The organism is Cronobacter universalis NCTC 9529, assembly GCF_001277175.1.
GTDB lineage: Bacteria > Pseudomonadota > Gammaproteobacteria > Enterobacterales > Enterobacteriaceae > Cronobacter > Cronobacter universalis.
Map to the genome: position 1 here is coordinate 1793174 of NZ_CP012257.1, position 16518 is coordinate 1809691.

Below are 16518 nucleotides of genomic sequence, written 5' to 3' on the forward strand. Positions count from 1 at the left end.
CGTGTGCTGAAGCATAAAAAAGGCCGCGGATCGCCCGGCGGCCTTTTCTTTATGTTGCAACGTATGCCTGATGAGGCTTACGGCTGGGTTTCGCGCCAGTCGTCGAGCGTATAGAGCGTGGCGCCGCTCGCCGCCATCTCCTGAAACGCCAGCATACTGGCCTGCGGCGTCAGGTTCACGCCCCGGCAGCCGTCCGTAATCACATTCACCGAATACCCCAGGCTCAGCGCGTCGAGCGCCGTGTATTTGACGCAGTAGTCGGTGGCAAGCCCCATGACGATCAACTCGCTTACGCCGCGCTCACGCAGCCATGCGTCGAGCGCGGTTTTCTGACGGTGTCCGTTATCGAAAAACGCGCTGTAGCTGTCGATAGCCGGGTTTTCGCCTTTATAAAAGCGCTGTTCAATGGCTTTCTGGTTCAGGAGCGGATGGAGCGCCGCGCCCTCGCTCTCCTGAATGCAGTGATCGGGCCACCAGGTTTGCGGCAGGCCGTCGAGCGTGCCTTGCGTGAACGGCTCGGCGTGCTGAACAGAGGCAAAACTGCCGTGGTTCGCCGGGTGCCAGTCCTGGCTTGCCACCACCGGCTCGCCGCGGCTCTGGCACCATGCAATCATCGCGTTCGCGATATCCACCGTGCTGTCGCCTTCCGCGACCGCCAGCGCGCCGCCGGCGCAAAAATCGTTTTGCAGATCCACCAGCAGCAGGGCGCGTGAGTTCATACCATGCTCCTTTTAGTCGTCCGGGGTCAGTTCGCCGCGCAGGTTACGCATCATCGCTTCGCGGATCGCCTGCGGCTCCAGCCCCTGGCTTAACAGATAGTGCAGTTTGGTCAGCGTCGCCTCGACGGTCATGTCGAAGCCGCTGATGACGCCGGCATGGGCCAGCGCGTTGCCGGTGGCGTAGCCGCCCATGTTTACTTTGCCGGACATACACTGCGTCAGGTTAACCACCACAATCCCGCGCGAGCACGCTTCCTGCAACTCTTTCAGGAAATCGCCATGCTGCGGCGCGTTGCCGACGCCGTAAGAGCGCAGGATCAGCGCCCGCACCGGCTGGCGTAAGAAGTTACGCACCACGTCAGCGGAAATTCCCGGATAAATGGTCACCACGCCGATAGGCTGCGGCGTAATGGTATGCACGCGCAGTTCGCCGTGGCCGTGTGGGGCAGGCGGCGTATTCAGGCGACGAATATGAATGCCCGCTTCCAGCAGCGGCGGCAGATTAGGGGAGGCGAAGGCGTCAAAACCATCGGCATGGGCTTTAGTGGTGCGGTTGCCGCGATAGAGCCGGTTGTTGAAGAACAGCGTCACTTCGCTAATCGGGTAGTTCGCCGCCACGTAGAGGGAGTTCAGCAGGTTGATCTGCCCGTCGGAGCGCAGCTCCGCCAGCGGGATCTGCGAGCCGGTCACAATAACCGGCTTGCTGAGATTCTCCAGCATAAACGACAGCGCCGAGGCCGTGAACGCCATCGTATCGGTGCCGTGCAGGATAACAAACCCGTCATACTCATCGTAATGGGCTTTAATGTCTTCGGCGATATGCTGCCAGTCCTGCGGCGTCATATCGGAGGAGTCCATCAGGGGCGCATATTCGTGAATGGTGAAATCCGGCATTTCGGGGCGGTGGAACTCCGGCATCTGCGCCAGCTGCTGCTGGAGATGGCCGGAGACGGGAATGTAGCCGTGTTCGGAGCGTTGCATACCGATGGTGCCGCCGGTATAGGCAACGTAAATCGATTTCTTTTGCATAGGTTAGCTTTCGTTGTGCATAAACCCGCGCAGTATAGAGGCGCTGCGCAAAAAAATCAGCCCGGCGCTGGCCGGGCTGTGACAGGGTCGACGCTGACGCGTTAGCGCACGTCGCCGCAGGTCAGGCAGAAGGCGTAACGGTTCTGCGGATCGTTAAAGGCGGCGAGCTTATCGCCTTCCTTCTTGGCCGCCAGCGCCGCATCGGCCACCGGCGCAGGCAGCCAGGCCTGAAGCGCCTGCGGCAGCATCGCGTGCACCGAGCCGGTCAGGTTGGCAATCACCATATCGATAAAGCCCGGCTCATCCTGATAGAAATCGAGATGCCAGGTTTTCAGCTTCGCAAGCTCGGCGGCTTTCTTCACGGCGTCGTCGAAATCGCCGAGGCTGTCCACCAGACCGTTTTGCTTCGCGTCTTCACCCGTCCAGACGTGGCCCTGGGCTATCTGGTCGATCTGCTGCGGCGTTTTGTTACGCGACTGCGCCACCAGGCCGATAAAGCGCTGATAGCCGTTTTCGATGGTCAACTGCATCAGCTTCTGCACTTCCGGCGGCAGGGCTTTGGTGACCGCCACATCCGCCAGCGGCGAGGTCGCCACGCCGTCGGTATGCACGCCAATGGAATCCAGACTGTTTTCCACCGTGTTGATAACGCCAAAGATGCCGATAGAGCCGGTGAGCGTGCTGGGGTTCGCAACGATGTAGTTAGCGGGTGTGGAGATCCAGTAACCGCCGGACGCCGCCATGCCGCCCATCGACACCACCACCGGTTTACCGGCTTCTTTCGCTGCCGCCAGCTCCTGGCGGATGGTTTCTGAAGCCGTCACGCTGCCGCCCGGGCTGTTCACCCGCAGCACAATGGCTTTCACTTTCGGATCCAGACGCGCGTCGCGGATCTGCGCGGCAGTGGTATCGCCGCCGACGTTCCCCGGCGTCTCTTCGCCATCCATGATGGCGCCATTAGCGAACACCACGGCAATGCTCTCGCCCTGTTCGGACGGCTTGTTCACCGGGTAGTCGTAAATACTGACGGCGCGGAAATCTTTATCCTTGTCGCTCCAGCCAAACTGTTTCACCAGCGCTTTGTCGATGGCCGCGCTGCTCGCCAGTTCATCCACCAGCTTATTGTCGAGCGCGTATTTCGCGGTATCGCCGCCTGCGGCTTCAAGACCCGCAATCATCGCCTGAGCGCCAGGGAAGATCTGGCTTGCCGGTACCTGACGGTTAGCCGCGATCGTGCCGAGGTAGTTCTGCCACAGTTCGCCAATCCAGCGGCTGTCGGCTTCACGGGCGGCGGGCGACATATCGTCGCGGATAAACGGCTCGACGGCGGATTTATAGGTGCCGACGCGGAACACATGCGTGGTCACTTTCAGCTTATCGAGCAGGGATTTGTAGTAGAGGCCATTGGTGGCGAAGCCGTGCAGATCGACGGTGCCCTGCGGCGAGAGCCAAATCTTGTTGGCGAAGCTCGCGAGGTAATACTGGCCCTGGCTGTAGCTTTCGCCGATGGCGTACACCGGTTTGCCGGCGTCGCGGAATTCACGCAGCGCCTTGCCGATATACTGCATCGACGGCTGGTCGGCGCCGGCGAAATCTTTCAGATCCAGCACGATGCCGGTGATATTGCGGTCGTCTTTCGCCTGGCGGATCGCGTTGACGATATCAAACAGCGAATTTTCCTGTAAGCGGTCGGAGCTTGCGCCAAAGAGCTGACGGCCCAGCGCGCCAAGCTTATTATTGACCGACGGTTTATCCACCACCACGCCGCTGATATCAAGCAGCAGCGCGCCGCGTCCGGGCTCAGACGGGCCGCTGTTAAACTGCATCCAGACGCCGACGCACACCAGCACCAGCAGCAGAAACAGCAGATTCATCACCAGCTCTCTGATGATATTGAGCAGGCGCCAGGTCCACTTAAAGAATCCGGCAATAATTCGCCAAAGGGTACGCATTTACTCTCCCTAATCCGTGAATAACGGGGAACCCCGTAACCTCCCGCTACAGGCGGGACGCCGACAAAGTGTAAATACCACGGGCGGGCTTGTCAGCAGGAAACGCGGGCAGGGTGTAACAAAACATACCGCTGTGTTAATTTTATGAGTAAAAATCATCAAAGGAGAGTTGAGATGGATGCATTAGATATGCTGGTCAACCGCCGCAGCGCCTCACGTCTCGCTGAGCCTGCGCCAACGGGCGACGCGCTGGAAAACATTCTGCGGGCGGGCCTGCGCGCGCCGGATCACGGCACATTACAGCCATGGCGTTTCTTTATCATTGAAGGCGAAGGGCGCGAGCGTTTCAGCGCGCTGCTGGAGAAAGCCGCCATCGCTGACGGCCAGGATGAAAAGGCCATCGACAAAGCCCGCAACGCGCCGTTCCGCGCGCCGCTGATCATTACCGTGGTCGCGCATTGCGAAGAGCACCACAAAGTGCCGCGCTGGGAGCAGGTGGTCAGCGCCGGTTGCGCGGTGATGGCGATGCAGATGGCGGCGCTCGCCCAGGGCTTTAACGGCATCTGGCGCAGCGGGCCGTTCACCGATAACGCTTTGGTGCGCGAGGCGTTTGAATGCCGCGAGCAGGATCAGATTGTCGGTTTTCTCTACCTCGGCACGCCGCAACTGAAGGCCTCCACGACGATTAACCTGCCGGATACCGCCCCCTTCGTGCGTCATTTCTGAAGCCCGCGCGCAAAACTGTCTGGATTGTGAGCGAAAGCGGCGCAATTCAGACAGCCATACTTACCACCCCGTCTTTCTGGCGCTACCATAAGCGCGCTTTATTTATCGAATGATAACGATCACCTGATTCTGACCAAACAAGGAGCGGTCCATGAGTGAGCAAGCGATTCGTCTGACCCAGTACAGCCACGGAGCAGGTTGCGGTTGTAAAATTTCCCCGAAAGTGCTGGAAACCATCCTGCACAGCGATCAGGCGAAGTTTATCGACCCCAACCTGCTTGTCGGCAACGAAACGCGCGACGACGCGGCGGTGTACGATCTCGGCAACGGCACGAGCGTTATCAGCACCACGGACTTCTTCATGCCTATCGTGGACAACCCGTTCGATTTTGGCCGAATCGCTGCGACCAACGCCATCAGCGACATCTACGCGATGGGCGGCAAACCGATCATGGCGATTGCGATCCTCGGCTGGCCGGTTAACACGCTCGCGCCGGAAATCGCGCGCGAGGTGGTGGAAGGCGGCCGCTTTGCGTGTCAGCAGGCGGGCATTGCGCTCGCGGGCGGCCATTCCATCGACGCGCCGGAGCCGATTTTCGGCCTGGCGGTCACCGGCGTCGTGCCGACCGAACGCGTGAAGAAAAACAGTACCGCCGAGGCGGGCTGCAAACTCTTTCTCACCAAACCGCTGGGTATCGGCGTGCTGACTACCGCTGAGAAAAAATCGCTGCTGCGCCCTGAGCATCAGGGGCTGGCGACAGAAGTCATGTGCACCATGAATAAAGCGGGCGCTGATTTCGCAGAGATCGACGGCGTGCGGGCGATGACTGACGTGACTGGCTTCGGGCTGCTGGGCCACCTCAGCGAAGTGTGCCAGGGCGCGGGCCTGCAGGCGGAGCTCTGGTATGAGGCTGTGCCGAAACTGCCGGGCGTGGAAGAATACATCGCGCAGGGCGCGGTGCCGGGCGGCACCAGCCGTAACTTCGCGAGCTACGGCCACCTGATGGGCGACATGCCGGACGCCTGGCGCAGTTTGCTGTGCGATCCGCAAACCTCCGGCGGCCTGCTGCTGGCGGTGGAGCCAGCAGCAGAAGCGCAGGCGCAGGCCGTGGCGGCGGAGCATGGCATCACGCTCAGCGCCATCGGCGAGCTGAAAACCGCGCGCGGCGGCCGCCCGATGGTGGAGATTCGCTAATCGATGCGGTTGTTTATTGCCGAAAAGCCCAGCCTGGGGCGCGCCATCGCCGACGTGTTGCCGAAACCGCACCGCCGGGGCGACGGGTTTATTGAGTGCGGGAACGGCCAGGTGGTCACCTGGTGCGTCGGACACCTGCTGGAGCAGGCGCAGCCGGACGCCTATGACAGCCGCTATGGCCGCTGGAATCTCGCCGACTTACCCATCGTGCCGGAAAAGTGGCAGCTTCAGCCGAAACCGTCGGTCGCAAAGCAGCTCAATGTGATTAAAAAGCTGCTGCGCGAGGCGCAGGAGATTGTTCACGCAGGCGACCCGGATCGCGAAGGGCAACTGCTGGTGGACGAAGTGCTCGACTACCTGCAACTGCCCGCGGAAAAGCGCCAGCAGGTGCGTCGTTGCCTGATTAACGATCTCAACCCGCAGGCGGTGGAGCGCGCCATCGATAAGCTGCGAGAGAACCGCGAGTTCGTGCCGCTCAGCACCTCGGCGCTCGCCCGCGCCCGCGCCGACTGGCTGTACGGCATTAACATGACGCGCGCCTGGACGCTGCTCGGGCAGAACGCGGGCTATCAGGGCGTGCTCTCGGTAGGCCGCGTCCAGACGCCCGTGCTGGGGCTGGTGGTGCGGCGCGACGAAGAGATTGAAAACTTCGTCGCCAAAGATTTCTTTGAGGTCAAAGCGCACATCGTTACGCCCGCGCAGGAGCGCTTCACCGCGCTCTGGCAGCCGAGCGAGGCCTGCGAGCCGTATCAGGATGAAGAAGGGCGGCTCCTCAACCGCGCGCTGGCGGAGCATGTCGTTAAGCGCATTGAAGGACAGCCTGCGGTTGTCACCAGCTACAACGACAAGCGCGAAAGCGAAGCCGCGCCGCTGCCGTTCTCCCTCTCGACGCTGCAAATCGAGGCCGCCAGACGTTTCAACCTGAGCGCGCAGATGGTGCTGGATATCTGCCAGAAGCTGTACGAAACCCACAAACTCATTACGTATCCGCGCTCCGACTGCCGCTACCTGCCGGAAGAACACTTCGCGGGCCGCCATGCGGTGCTGAAGGCGATAGGCGTACACGCGCCGGATCTCCTGCCGCAGCCCGCGGTCGATCCTGAGCGCCGCAACCGCTGCTGGGATGACAAAAAAGTGGACGCGCACCACGCTATTATCCCCACAGCGCGCAGCGCGCCCGCGTCGCTCTCTGACGGCGAGGCGAAAATCTACGGGCTTATCGCCCGTCAGTACCTGATGCAGTTCTGCCAGGACGCGCAGTTTCGCAAATGCGTGATTGAGCTTGAAATCGCGGGCGGCAAATTTATCGCCAAAGCGCGCTTTCTGGCGGAGACGGGCTGGCGCGCGCTGCTGGGCGCGAAAGAGCGCGACGAAGAGAACGACGGCACGCCGCTGCCGGTGGTGGCAAAGGGCGACGAGCTGCACTGCGAACGGGGTGAGGTCGTCGAACGCCAGACCCAGCCGCCGCGCCACTTTACCGACGCCACGCTGCTCTCGGCCATGACCGGTATCGCGCGCTTTGTGCAGGATAAAGATCTGAAGAAGATCCTGCGCGCCACCGACGGGCTCGGCACCGAAGCGACCCGCGCGGGCATTATTGAGCTTTTGTTTAAACGCGGTTTCCTTGAAAAGCAGGGGCGCTATATCCACTCGACGCCCGCCGGGAAAGCGCTGATCCACGCGCTGCCGGAGCTTGCCGCGCGCCCGGACATGACCGCGCAGTGGGAGTCGACGTTGACGCAAATCAGCGAGAAGCAGTGCCGCTATCAGGATTTCATGCAGCCGCTGGTGCACACGCTCTACACGCTGATTGACCAGGCCCGCAGCGCCCCGGTGCGTCAGTTCCGCGGTCTGGTGGCGCCCCAGCAGGCGCAAAAACGCCGCGCGGGCAAGGGCGGCAAAAAGCCTGCCGCCCGTAAACGCAGCGGCGCGCAACCGGCGACGGAGTAATTCCGTCGCGCTAAACTCCGGGCCGGATGCGCCGATACTCTCTACACAGGAGCGCGACGCGCTATAGTGAAATCAGGAACATCATAAGAGGGGAAACGGGGTGTCAGTGAAAAAGAGCTTACTGGCGGCGCTGGCGCTGCTGGCCACACTGCCGGCGGGTGCCGACAGGCTGCGCCCGGATGTGCAGGTCAACGTGCCGGAAGAGGTGTTCAGCACCGGCGGCCAGCGTTCGCAGCAGCAGTGTATTCAGTGCTGCGTCTATCAGGATCAGAACTACTCCGAAGGGGCGGTGATCAAAGCCGATGGCGTGCTGTTGCAGTGCCAGCGCGACGAGAAAACCCTCAGCACGAACCCGCTGGTGTGGCGTCGCGTGCGGACATAAACGCCTCAAGCAGTGGAATATCCGCCGGGGCGAGCGCATAGCCGAACGCCTCGCGCGGTTCACACCAGACGAGCGCGCTATGGCACAACGCCTGCGGCTCGCCGTCAAAATCATCTACTCGCCACGCATGTAACCGGATAACCCGCCCGGAAACCTCACACGTGTGGCTTGCGACATACGCGCCGATACGCGCGCTTATCGCCAGCTCTTCGGCAAGCTCACGCGCCAGCGCCGCTGGCTGGCTTTCGCCCGGCTCCACTTTGCCGCCGGGAAATTCCCACAGCCCCGGCAGATCGCCGTCAGGCGAGCGCTGCGCCAGCAGCACCTGGCCGTCGCGCACGAGTATCGCCGCCACGACATCAATGATTTGCATGGTAATTTTCCGCAAAAGCTCCTCCCCGGACAGGAGGAGCGGAACAGATTACAGCGAGAAAGTCGCCCAGACCGGCGCGTGATCGGATGGTTTTTCCATCGCGCGGATATCGTAATCGATGCCGGTCTCAGCCAGACGCGCCATCAGCGGATCGCTCGCCAGCAGCAGGTCGATGCGCAGGCCGCGGTTATCGTCAAAGCCTTTCGAGCGGTAGTCGAACCAGGAGTAGCGGTCGCTCGTTTCCGGGTTGGCGTGACGGAACGTATCTTTAAGCCCCCAGTTCAGCAGGCGGCCCATCCATTCGCGCTCTTCCGGCAGGAAGGAGCATTTGCCGGTACGCAGCCAGCGCTTGCGGTTCTCTTCGCCGATGCCGATATCCAGATCGCCGGGGCTGATATTCATATCGCCCATAATCAGCACCGGTTTATCGTTGCTGAGCGCCGTCTCAAGATAGTCCTGCAAATCCTGATAAAACTTCGCTTTGGCCGGGAATTTCACCTCGTGATCGCGGCTCTCGCCCTGCGGGAAATAGCCGTTGATGACTGTGATATCGCCAACAGAAGAAGGGATTTCGGCCATGATGATACGGCGCTGGGCTTCTTCGCCGTCGCCCGGAAAGCCGCGGCGCACGGAAACCGGCGGGGCTTTGGTCAGCAGCGCCACGCCGTAGTGGCCTTTCTGGCCGTGATAAAACACGTTGTAGCCCAGTTTCGCCACCTCTTCGAGGGGGAACATATCGTCGTGAACTTTGGTTTCCTGCAGGCCGATCACGTCGGGCTGATGCTGTTCCACCAGCGCGGCAAGCTGATGAGGGCGGGCACGCAGGCCATTGATGTTAAAAGAGATGAATTTCATAGTCGCGAACACACTGGATGAACAAGAGTGGCGCGATGGTAACAGAAAAACCGCCCGCGCGTCTCCCGGCCCGGCAAGGTTGTGACGATTGTTAAAAGCGGCGCGAACCCCATTCTTTTGCACCATGACGGCGCGAATGCCCTGAAATGGGGCGCGTTATCATGGCAAATCCCGGTCACGATCACAAATCCAGAACAATATTTTATCAATGCATAAAAGTGCGGATTTTTTTATGGCGAAGGCCGCTTTGTCATAAAAGTATTCACTTTTTATGCAATAAAAGTGAATAGTATAAGCATGTAACTCGTTGATTTAACGTCGCTGCCTCTCTGGTATGCATTTTCTCCTCTGGCTGGCACGAAGCGTGCAATCTACAGTAAGAGCGTAAATGCACATTTAATTAACAACTAAACAACCTTTTATTTACCGGACGAGGTCGCTATGTCGCAGTCAATTACCCGCCAGAACTTTGATGAGTGGATGATCCCCGTTTATGCTCCGGCCGCGTTTATTCCGGTACGGGCCGAGGGCTCCACGCTCTGGGATCAGGAAGGCAAAGAGTATATCGATTTCGCGGGCGGCATCGCGGTAAACGCGCTCGGGCACGCGCACCCGAAACTGCGCGAGGCGCTGGAAACCCAGGCGGCGAAAATCTGGCATACCGGCAACGGGTATACCAACGAGCCGGTGCTGCGCCTCGCCAAACGCCTGATTGACGCCACCTTCGCCGATCGCGTCTTTTTCTGTAACTCCGGCGCGGAAGCCAACGAGGCGGCGCTGAAGCTCGCCCGCAAATATGCCCACGACCACTACGGCGCGCAGAAAAGCGGCATCGTGGCCTTTAAAAACGCGTTCCACGGCCGCACGCTGTTTACCGTCTCCGCTGGCGGCCAGCCTGCGTATTCCCAGGATTTCGCGCCGCTGCCGCCGCAAATCAGCCATGCCGTGTTTAACGATCTCGATTCCGCCGCGGCGCTGATTAATGACGATACCTGCGCGGTGATTGTCGAGCCGGTGCAGGGCGAGGGCGGCGTGGTGCCTGCTACTAAAGCCTTCCTGGAGGGGCTGCGCGAGCTGTGCGATCGCCACAACGCGCTGCTGATTTTCGACGAAGTGCAGACCGGCGTGGGCCGCACCGGCCACCTCTACGCTTATATGCATTACGGCGTGACGCCGGATGTGCTCTCCACCGCCAAAGCGCTTGGCGGCGGCTTCCCGATTGGCGCGATGCTCACTACCGAGCGCTGCGCGGCCGTAATGGGCGTCGGCACCCACGGCACCACTTACGGCGGCAACCCGCTGGCGGGCGCGGTCGCGGGCCAGGTGCTGGATCTGGTTAACACGCCGGAGATGCTGGATGGCGTCAAAGCGCGTCACGACGCGTTTGTCGAGCAACTCAACGCCATTAACCAGCGCCTCGGGCTGTTTAAAGAGATCCGCAGTCTGGGGCTTTTGATCGGCTGCGTACTGAAAGACGACTATGCGGGCAAGGCGAAGGCGATTTCGCTCGCGGCCGCGAAAGAAGGCGCAATGGTGCTGATTGCGGGCGCTAACGTGCTGCGTTTCGCGCCCGCGCTCAACATCAGCCATCAGGAAATTGAAACCGGGCTCGCCCGCGTGGCGCGCGCCTGCGAAAACTGGCTGAAGGAGGGCGCGTCATGATGGTGATTCGCCCCGTCGCACACCACGACGTTCCGGCGCTGCTGCGCCTCGCTGCAAAAACCGGCGGCGGATTGACCTCGCTGCCGGTAGATGAAAAAACGCTCAGCGCGCGCGTCGAGCGCTCCTTGCAAACCTGGCGCGGTGAACTGCCGCCAGGCGATCAGGGCTATGTCTTTGTGCTGGAAGATACGCAAAGCCGCACCGTGGCTGGCATTTGCGCCATTGAAGTGGCCGTCGGGCTTAGCGAGCCCTGGTATAACTACCGCGTCGGCACGCTGGTGCACGCTTCGAAAGAGCTGAATGTCTACAACGCGCTGCCGACGCTGTTCCTCAGCAACGATCACACCGGCAGCAGCGAGCTCTGCACGCTGTTTCTCGACCCGGAGTGGCGCAAAAACGGCAACGGCTATCTGCTCTCCAAATCGCGTTTTATGTTTATGGCCGCGTTTCGCGAACGCTTTAACGAAAAAGTGGTGGCGGAGATGCGCGGGGTGATTGACGAACACGGCTACTCGCCATTCTGGGAAAGCCTCGGGCAGCGCTTCTTCTCAATGGAGTTCAGCCGCGCCGATTATCTCTGCGGCACCGGCCAGAAGGCGTTTATCGCCGAACTGATGCCGAAACATCCCATCTATACCCAGTTTCTTTCCGAAGAGGCGCAGTCGGTTATCGGCCAGGTCCATAAAGACACCGCGCCCGCGCGCGCCGTGCTGGAGGCCGAAGGCTTTCGCTATCGCAACTATGTCGACATCTTCGACGGCGGGCCGACGCTGGAGTGCGATATCGACCGGGTGCGAGCTATCCGTAAAAGCCGCCTCGTGGAAGTGGCGGAAGGCCAGCCGGTCACAGATGATGAACTGCCCGCCTGTATGGTCGCCAACGAAAATTACGATAACTTCCGCGTGATGTTGATCCGCGCCAGACCGGACGCCGACAGGCTGATTCTGGACGCCCCCACGCTGGATGCCCTGCAATGTCGCCACGGCGATCGCGTACGCCTGGTGCGCCTGTGCCCTGAGGAGAAAAAAGTATGAGTTTATGGATCAACGGTGAGTGGACAACGGGGCAGGGCGAAGCGCTGGAAAAACGCGATCCGGTGGGCGGCGGCCTGCTCTGGCAAGGACATGCGGCGGACGACGCGCAGGTACAAGCGGCCTGCGCCGCCGCCCGCGCGGCGTTCCCGGCCTGGGCGAAGCGGCCTTTCGCCGAACGTCAGGCTATCGCCGAGCAATTCGCGGCGCTGCTGGAGGCGAATAAAACCGAACTGACGCGCATCATCGCGCTCGAAACCAGCAAACCGCGCTGGGAAGCGGCCACCGAAGTGACCGCGATGATCAATAAAGTGGGCATCTCGCTCAAGGCGTACCAGACCCGCACCGGCGAACAGCATTCGCCGATGCCGGACGGCGCGGCCACGCTGCGCCACCGCCCGCACGGCGTGCTGGCGGTCTTCGGGCCGTATAACTTCCCCGGTCACCTGCCAAACGGCCATATCGTTCCGGCGCTGCTCGCGGGCAACACGCTGGTGTTTAAACCGAGCGAACTGACGCCGCACACCGGCGAGGCCGTGATGAAACTCTGGGAACAGGCGGGCCTGCCAGCGGGCGTGCTGAATCTGGTGCAGGGCGCGCGCGCGACCGGCCAGGCGCTCTCCGCCCGGCCGGAACTCGACGGCCTGCTCTTTACCGGCAGCGCCGGCACCGGTTATCAGCTGCACCGCCAGCTGGCGGGGCAGCCCGAAAAAATTCTGGCGCTGGAGATGGGCGGTAATAACCCGCTGATTGTCGAAGATCCTGACGATATCGACGGCGCGGTGCATCTGGCGATCCAGTCGGCGTTTATCACCGCCGGGCAGCGCTGCACCTGCGCGCGCCGCCTGCTGGTGAAACGGGGTGGTGCGGGCGACGCCTTCCTGGCGCGCCTCGTTGAGATCGCCGGGCGTCTGCGCCCTGACCGCTGGGACGCCGAGCCGCAGCCGTTTATGGGCGGGCTCATCAGCGCGCAGGCGGCGGAGCGGGTGCTGGAAGCCTGGCAGGGGCATCTGTCGCGCGGCGGCAAGCCGCTGTTAACGCCAGCCCTGGTGCAGGCGGGCAGTTCGCTGCTCACGCCGGGCATTATTGAACTGACCGGCGTGCGCGACGTGCCGGATGAAGAGATCTTCGGGCCGCTGCTGGGCGTCTGGCGTTATGACGATTTCGACGAAGCGATTACGCTTGCCAACGCGACCCGCTACGGACTTTCCTGCGGGCTGATTTCGCCGGTTCGCGAAAAATTCGACCAGCTGCTGCTGGAAGCGCGCGCCGGTATCGTGAACTGGAACAAACCGCTGACGGGCGCGGCGAGCATAGCGCCGTTCGGCGGCGTCGGGGCGTCGGGCAACCATCGTCCGAGCGCCTGGTACGCCGCGGATTACTGCGCCTGGCCGATGGCCTCGCTGGAAAGCCCGACCTTCGCGCTGCCGCAGACGTTAAACCCCGGTCTCGATTTCAGCGGGAAGGAGCAGGCATGAAAGCACGCGAAGTCAACTTTGACGGGCTGGTGGGGCTGACCCACCATTACGCCGGACTCTCTTTCGGTAACGAAGCCTCGACGAAGCACCGCTTTCAGGTGTCAAACCCGAAGCTTGCCGCGAAACAGGGGCTCGCGAAGATGAAAGCGCTGGCGGACGCCGGTTTCCCGCAGGCGGTGATCCCGCCGCAGGAGCGCCCGAACCTCGCGGCGCTGCGCCAGATTGGCTTTACCGGCAGCGATCGACAGGTGCTGGAGAAAGCCTGGCGCGCCGCGCCGCATCTGCTCTCCGCCGCCAGCTCGGCATCGTCGATGTGGGTGGCGAACGCGGCAACGGTCTGTCCGTCCGCCGACGCGCTGGATGGCAAAGTGCACCTGACGGTGGCCAACCTTAACAATAAATTCCACCGCGCCAGCGAAGCGCCAGGCACCGAACGGCTGCTGCGGGCGATTTTCCGCGATGAATCCCGTTTCGCCGTGCACGGCGCGCTGCCGCAGGTGGCGATGTTCGGCGACGAAGGCGCGGCCAACCATAACCGGCTCGGCGGCGACTACGGCGAGCCGGGGCTTCAGCTTTTCATCTACGGGCGCGAAGAGAGCGGGGCGCTGGTGCCCGCCCGTTATCCGGCGCGCCAGACGCTGGAAGCGTCGCAGGCTGTGGCGCGGCTTAACCAGGTGGATCCGCAGCGCGTTATGTTCGCGCAGCAAAACCCGGCGGTGATCGACCAGGGCGTGTTCCATAACGATGTCATTGCGGTTTCCAACCGCCAGGTGCTGTTCTGCCATGAGCACGCATTTTTGCATCAGCAGACGCTGTTCGACGCGCTTGCCGAAAAAGTACCGGGCTTTACGCCGCTGGTGGTGCCCGCAGGCGAGGTGTCGGTGCAGGACGCGGTGGAGACCTACCTTTTCAACAGCCAGCTGCTGAGCCGCGACGACGGTTCCATGATGCTGGTGCTCCCTGAGGAGTCGCGCCGCCACGAGGGCGTCTGGCGTTATCTGAATACGCTCGTGGCGGCGGATAACCCGATCAGCGAGCTGAAAATTTTCGATTTGCGCGAAAGTATGGCCAACGGCGGCGGCCCGGCCTGTCTGCGTCTGCGCGTGGTGCTGACCGACGACGAGCGCCAGGCGGTGAACCCGGCGGTGATGATGAACGACGCGCTCTTTACGCGGCTTAACGCGTGGGTCGACAAATACTACCGCGACCGGCTGACGCAGGAAGACCTGGTTGACCCGCAGTTGCTGCGCGAAGGGCGCGAGGCGCTGGATGAACTGACGCGCCTGCTCTCGCTCGGCAATGTCTATCCGTTCCAGCAGTAAGGAGACGCCGTGGACGATTTTATTGCGAAGACGCTGCGCGGCGAGACGCCCGTGCAGACCACGCAGCAACGCGGCGGCGTGGCTATTGAGTGGCTGGAGGAAGGCATTCTGCAACTGACGCCCGCCGGTGACGTGCGCGGCGCGCTGGTGGTGAGCGCGGGCATTCACGGTAATGAAACCGCGCCGGTCGAGATACTGGAGCAGCTACTGGCGCCGCTGGTGCGCGGCGAACGACCGCTCGTCTGGCGGCTGCTGGTGGTGCTCGGCAGCCCGGCGGCGCTGCGGGCCGGTCGCCGGTTTGTCGATTACGATCTCAACCGTCTGTTTGGCGGGCGCTGGCAAACCGCCACGCCGGGGGTGGAAACCGCCCGCGCCGAACGTCTTGAGCAGGCGCTGGCGACGTTTTTCGCGGCGGGCGATGAAACGGTGCGCTGGCATCTGGATCTGCATACCGCCATTCGCGCGTCGCGCTTCCCGCGCTTTGGCGTACTGCCTGCGCGCACTACGGCGTGGCCGGAGGATTTTCTCGCCTGGCTTGGCGACGCCGGGCTCCAGGCGTTGGTGTTTCACCGCGCGCCGGGCGGCACCTTTACGCATTTCTCGTGTGAGCGCTTTGGTGCGCTGAGCTGCACGCTGGAGCTCGGGAAGGCGCTGCCGTTCGGCCACAACGATCTCAGCCAGTTCGCGCCAACGCAGCGGGCGCTTTCGGCGCTGCTGGACGGCTCGACTGCCTCTGCCGGTACGGATGCGCCGCGCCGCTTTGAAGTGGCGCAGCAAATCACCCGGCGCAGCGAGCGCTTTGTGTTGCATATGTCCGCTGAAACGGAAAACTTCACTGCGTTTAACGCTGGCACGCTGCTGGCGGAAGATGGCGAAGAGCGCTATTACGCGCAGGACGATGAGCGGGTGTTGTTTCCGAACCCGTCCGTCGCGCTGGGTTTACGCGCCGGATTAATGCTCAGGGAAATAAAATAATTCGCGGCCCAGGGCGGGCCGCGAAAATAATGCGGATAATTCTGAACCGGGCGCTTTATTTTGCAGCGGCGCCCTTATATACTGCGCTCACACTCTCTTCACAATCAACCGGTTGTGATATTTCAAAAATTTTCTCCTCCGTTTTTCCTTATTTTCTCCATAATCGCACAATAATTGTTTTTTATGCTTTCACTGTTTTACTCAGACTCTGACTGATTGACGAATCTGCCCGTAGAATTAATCTCGTCAAGGCGACAATCTGTTGCTGAATTAACTGAAAGTAAGGACAACATTATGCGTAAATTAACGGCTATCTTCGTTGCTTCTACCCTGGCGCTTGGCGCGGCTAATCTGGCGCAGGCGGCGGAGACCCCGGCACCTGACGCGAATAACGCACCGATGATGCACCATAAAGGTCCGCGCGGCCCGCATCACGATATGATGTTTCAGGGGCTGAACCTGACCGATGCGCAGAAGCAGCAAATTCGCGACATCCGTAAAGCCCAGCGCGAAAAATTCGAGCGTCCGTCTGTGGAAGAGCGTCGCGCGATGCACAACCTGATCGCCAGCGACAGCTTCGATAAAGACAAAGCGCAGGCCCAGATCGACAAAATGGAAGCGGATCATAAGGCCCGTATGCTGGCGCACATCGAAACCCAGAACAAAATCTATAACGTACTGACCCCGGAGCAGAAAAAGCAGTTTAATGCCAATTTTGAGAAGCGTCTGACAGAACGTCCGGCTCCGGAAGGTAAAATGCCAGCAGATTCAGAATAATTTCTGACTGGCTTAAGACCGCCGGTTTTGGTCAGCGCCCTTTGACGGCGCTGGCCAGGGCCGGCGGTTTTTCTTTTCCCGCGCCTCTTGCC

The 16518-nt window shown here is 61.4% G+C and carries 15 protein-coding genes; 10 read left to right on the plus strand and 5 right to left on the minus strand.

What is annotated here, in order from left to right:
* Positions 1-77 precede the first annotated feature (77 nt).
* The 3 genes from pncA to sppA form a co-directional block, all read right to left on the minus strand.
* Positions 78-719, minus strand: coding sequence for a bifunctional nicotinamidase/pyrazinamidase (gene pncA / locus AFK65_RS08205; protein WP_038857396.1), 642 nt, complete (start codon positions 717-719; stop codon positions 78-80).
* A 12-nt stretch (positions 720-731) separates the two neighbouring features.
* A complete protein-coding gene (gene ansA, locus AFK65_RS08210; protein ID WP_004386621.1) occupies positions 732-1748 on the minus strand; it encodes an asparaginase in 1017 nt (338 codons plus the stop codon).
* A gap of 101 nt (positions 1749-1849) precedes the next feature.
* A complete protein-coding gene (gene sppA / locus AFK65_RS08215) occupies positions 1850-3700 on the minus strand; it encodes a signal peptide peptidase SppA (RefSeq protein ID WP_038857394.1) in 1851 nt (616 codons plus the stop codon).
* A 174-nt stretch (positions 3701-3874) separates the two neighbouring features.
* Here sppA and AFK65_RS08220 point away from each other — a divergent pair, with 174 nt between their 5' ends.
* The 4 genes from AFK65_RS08220 to AFK65_RS08235 all read left to right on the plus strand — a co-directional run bounded on the left by AFK65_RS08220 (position 3875) and on the right by AFK65_RS08235 (position 7953).
* Positions 3875-4426, plus strand: coding sequence for an NAD(P)H nitroreductase (locus AFK65_RS08220; RefSeq protein ID WP_007696638.1), 552 nt, complete (start codon positions 3875-3877; stop codon positions 4424-4426).
* A 151-nt stretch (positions 4427-4577) separates the two neighbouring features.
* Positions 4578-5621: a selenide, water dikinase SelD gene (gene selD / locus AFK65_RS08225; RefSeq protein WP_038857392.1), complete on the plus strand. Its 1044-nt coding sequence runs from the start codon at positions 4578-4580 to the stop codon at positions 5619-5621.
* 3 nt (positions 5622-5624) lie between these two features.
* Positions 5625-7571, plus strand: coding sequence for a DNA topoisomerase III (locus AFK65_RS08230; protein ID WP_038857389.1), 1947 nt, complete (start codon positions 5625-5627; stop codon positions 7569-7571).
* Positions 7572-7671: 100 nt separating this feature from the next.
* The gene (locus tag AFK65_RS08235; protein ID WP_007696654.1) at positions 7672-7953 is read left to right on the plus strand and encodes a DUF1496 domain-containing protein; all 282 of its coding nucleotides are present in this window, start codon (positions 7672-7674) and stop codon (positions 7951-7953) included.
* On the opposite strand, the gene AFK65_RS08240 is transcribed toward AFK65_RS08235, so the two are convergent.
* Together AFK65_RS08240 and xthA are read right to left on the minus strand one after the other, a co-directional pair.
* Positions 7913-8326 (minus strand): pyrimidine (deoxy)nucleoside triphosphate diphosphatase, encoded by a 414-nt coding sequence (locus tag AFK65_RS08240; protein ID WP_007696657.1) that lies wholly within the window; start codon positions 8324-8326, stop codon positions 7913-7915. The genes AFK65_RS08235 and AFK65_RS08240 overlap by 41 nt on opposite strands.
* Before the next feature lie 48 nt (positions 8327-8374).
* Positions 8375-9181: an exodeoxyribonuclease III gene (gene xthA / locus AFK65_RS08245; protein WP_007696660.1), complete on the minus strand. Its 807-nt coding sequence runs from the start codon at positions 9179-9181 to the stop codon at positions 8375-8377.
* A gap of 441 nt (positions 9182-9622) precedes the next feature.
* Between xthA and astC the strand changes: the two genes are divergently transcribed.
* From astC to spy, 6 genes are all read left to right on the plus strand, one after another.
* Positions 9623-10843, plus strand: a complete 1221-nt coding sequence (gene astC, locus AFK65_RS08250; protein WP_038857386.1) for a succinylornithine/acetylornithine transaminase — start codon at positions 9623-9625, stop codon at positions 10841-10843.
* Complete coding sequence (gene astA, locus AFK65_RS08255) at positions 10840-11877, plus strand: arginine N-succinyltransferase (RefSeq protein WP_007696669.1); 1038 nt, start codon at positions 10840-10842, stop codon at positions 11875-11877. The genes astC and astA overlap by 4 nt, the downstream gene beginning before the upstream one ends.
* Complete coding sequence (gene astD, locus AFK65_RS08260; RefSeq protein ID WP_038857384.1) at positions 11874-13352, plus strand: succinylglutamate-semialdehyde dehydrogenase; 1479 nt, start codon at positions 11874-11876, stop codon at positions 13350-13352. The genes astA and astD overlap by 4 nt, the downstream gene beginning before the upstream one ends.
* Positions 13349-14674 carry an N-succinylarginine dihydrolase gene (astB, locus tag AFK65_RS08265; RefSeq protein WP_038857381.1) on the plus strand — a complete coding sequence of 442 codons (1326 nt, stop codon included), beginning with the start codon at positions 13349-13351 and terminating at the stop codon, positions 14672-14674. The genes astD and astB overlap by 4 nt, the downstream gene beginning before the upstream one ends.
* 9 nt (positions 14675-14683) lie before the next feature.
* On the plus strand, positions 14684-15649 hold the full coding sequence (gene astE, locus AFK65_RS08270) for a succinylglutamate desuccinylase (RefSeq protein WP_038857378.1): 966 nt from the start codon (positions 14684-14686) through the stop codon (positions 15647-15649).
* Between the two features lie 294 nt (positions 15650-15943).
* Positions 15944-16426, plus strand: coding sequence for an ATP-independent periplasmic protein-refolding chaperone Spy (spy, locus tag AFK65_RS08275; RefSeq protein WP_007696679.1), 483 nt, complete (start codon positions 15944-15946; stop codon positions 16424-16426).
* Positions 16427-16518 lie beyond the last annotated feature (92 nt).